At 39.0% G+C, this 2850-nt stretch carries 1 protein-coding gene; it reads right to left on the reverse strand.

Annotation, left to right across the window (positions count from 1 at the left end):
* Positions 1–332 precede the first annotated feature (332 nt).
* Positions 333–2850: hypothetical protein (locus tag BKK50_RS12470; protein ID WP_077417193.1), on the reverse strand; the 2518-nt coding region annotated here is incomplete at its 5' end.

A 2850-nucleotide genomic window follows, 5' to 3' on the forward strand; every position in this document is an offset into this window, starting at 1 on the left:
GGGATTGAATATGCGGATCAGCCATTTTTTCTCCTTTATTAATCAAAAAAATAAAAACAAAAAGTGCGGTAAAAAACACCGGTATTATACAGCAGTTGCACAACGTTGTTTTTTGTTACTTGTAGGGACACACTGCGTGTGTCCGAATTTTAACCTATTGAAATAATTTGATTTTATAACGGACACACGCAGTGTGTCCCTACGTTTTGGTTAAAATTTCTGTTTTGTGCATTTGCTACATAATACCGTTAAAGTTAACCGCACTTTTATAAAAAAATCCCCCATAGGGTTTACTATGAGGGATTTGGATTAAGCTAAATCATTTAATGATATTAGATGATTTGGATACCTTGTTGGATATAGATAGCCTCATCACCTGTTTCACCGGAGGAGGTACGATAAGTATATTTATCATAAGTCACCCCATCGTGAACCACATCAGATTCAGTTTTTTCCCAGTAATTCCAGTTGGATTTAACCAATCCACCACCGTCTTTGATTTTGAATCCATTGACATTTTTGCCGTTGTCGCCTAAATCAACGGTATCAGCCGCAGTACCTTTTACATAGACTTGCTTCACTTCATTGTTTGCTTGTCTTAAGTAATCAATACTCATACCAACAGTTTGGCTACCTTCGGTAGTGAGATCAACAGTTTCAAAGTTTAGAACATCTTCTAAGCTAACTTTTGATTTGGTGTTGGTAATAATTAGCGTATCGTTACCAAGTCCACCATCTAATTTTTCAGCAATGGTTGGAGAAGAAATAATTGCAGTATCATCACCTTCACCAAGATTGACTTTAAAGCCGCTCGCATATTGAGTTTTGACAATGAATGTATCATTACCTGCCCCCATATTGATGTTACCGTTACTTCCAGCTAACGTACTCAAAGAGTTGACGATAAATGTATCATCATCTTTACCAAAGTTAATGGTGTTAGAACCACGTAATGTTTCAGCTTCCATTACGTTATAACCATCACCAAATTCGATGGTTTTACTGCCATCAAACTCTGAGGCATCGACACGCAAGATATCATTGCCGTTTCCAAAGGTATAACTTTGAGTAGCTGCTGCAACAGTATTACCGTGGATTTCAATAATATTGTTACCTTCACCCATATCATAAGCATAGCTACCAATAGCTGTACCACCATCAATTACAAGTTTGTCGTTACCTTCACCCATTGTAAATGTACCGCCTTTCAAGCTCTGAGCCGAACCACGAATATGGATAAAGTCATCGCCGGCACCGGTATCAACACTTGTTGAATGTCCGCCAATACCGGATGTTCCGCCTAGAGAACCATTGCTTACACCAAAACCACCAAAATTATCTAAACCAACAATAATGGTATCATTACCATCAGTAGCAACAACCCCGCCATTTTCTTGGGTAGCCGTTTTTTGCTGGTTTCCATCAGTAATCAATCGTTGATCGTAACCTTGATTGATTAAACCTGTTGGTTTATTTGTTGCATCCGGACCAACTTCGGTATTTAAGTTATTAAATAAGTTACGCATTGCGTTAATTTTTTGCGTACTTACATTACCTGCTGCATCAATGGTTTGAAGCTCAATACCTGTATTGGTATAACGATTATAGTTAGCGAGATTTAAGACATAAACCACATCGTTTTCTTTCAGGCTACCACCTAGTTCTTTTGCACGATCAGCCGTTAAGACTTCTTGCTTAGTTCCTTCTGACCACTCACTATATTCACTACCGCTTCCTGTTGGATAACGATATTTCAAGGTAGCTTCAATTTCAGAGATACCATTCGCTTTTAATACCATAATATTTTTATCTGTATCTAATACAGCAACATTCATATTTTCAACGATAGTATCTAAGCGGTAAGTGAAATCTTTACCTGATAAATCACGACCTTGCTCGTCTTCAATCAATACTTTATAGCGATATAAGGTATTGAGTGTTTCTGGTAATGCTTCAGATGGCGTATAAGTGTACTCTAAACCGTTGTTCGTCATCTCTGCACTCACATCGGTTAATGCAGTTTCTTGACCCTCTAGAATGGTATAACGCAACACTTTTACGGTTTGCCCTGCTTGCAACGCTTTATCTAATGTAAAGTGTAATGAGGCATTCGGATCGTTGGTTAAACCTGTTGCTCGACTTACCGCAGTCATTGCATCTGTACCATTCATTCCATCAATACGACCAACATACGGATCGTTATTTGTATAGTATTGCGCTACATCTGCTACATCATCAGTTAAATTATCTTGCAGATAAATATCAACAACTTTCGGCGCACTCTCTGTCACATCTTCATCTCTGATCGCTTCACCATTTGCAGTCGTTACAACTGAAACCGTATATTTTTGATCAAATGTCGGTGCGTTATAAGATGTGGTCACCTCATTTGTATAGTTTTCTTCATCTGCCGGATCGCCTGTTTCAACCGTTGTCGTTGTGACAGTTACCACGTTGACAGACCAAGTACCATCAGCGTTAACTTTTGCTGTTTGACCATCAACCAATTTCGTTCCATCTTCTCCAGTAATTGTGATTACAACCTCTGTATCGGCTGGTACATTTTTCGTTGTTCCGCTAACGATAAAGCCTTTGGTTTCTATCGTTGTTTTTTTACCCTCAACAGTGTTTGTCGATGTTTCAAAGGTTTCTGTTGCGATATTTTTTGGTAAGAATTGCGCATAACCATCCGTACCTTCAGCAACTTGATCCTGACCTGCGATACGTGTGATATCAATGGTTGGCGTTACCGGTGTGGTTTGGTCAACATTAAATGGCGCTTCTGTACTCGGTTGACTTTCTTTGCCTTCCGGGGTTGTCACTTTCGCAATAACACGATAATCACCGTCT

Origin of the sequence: Rodentibacter rarus, assembly GCF_001998965.1 — a bacterium.
In the GTDB taxonomy this organism is placed as follows: domain Bacteria; phylum Pseudomonadota; class Gammaproteobacteria; order Enterobacterales; family Pasteurellaceae; genus Rodentibacter; species Rodentibacter rarus.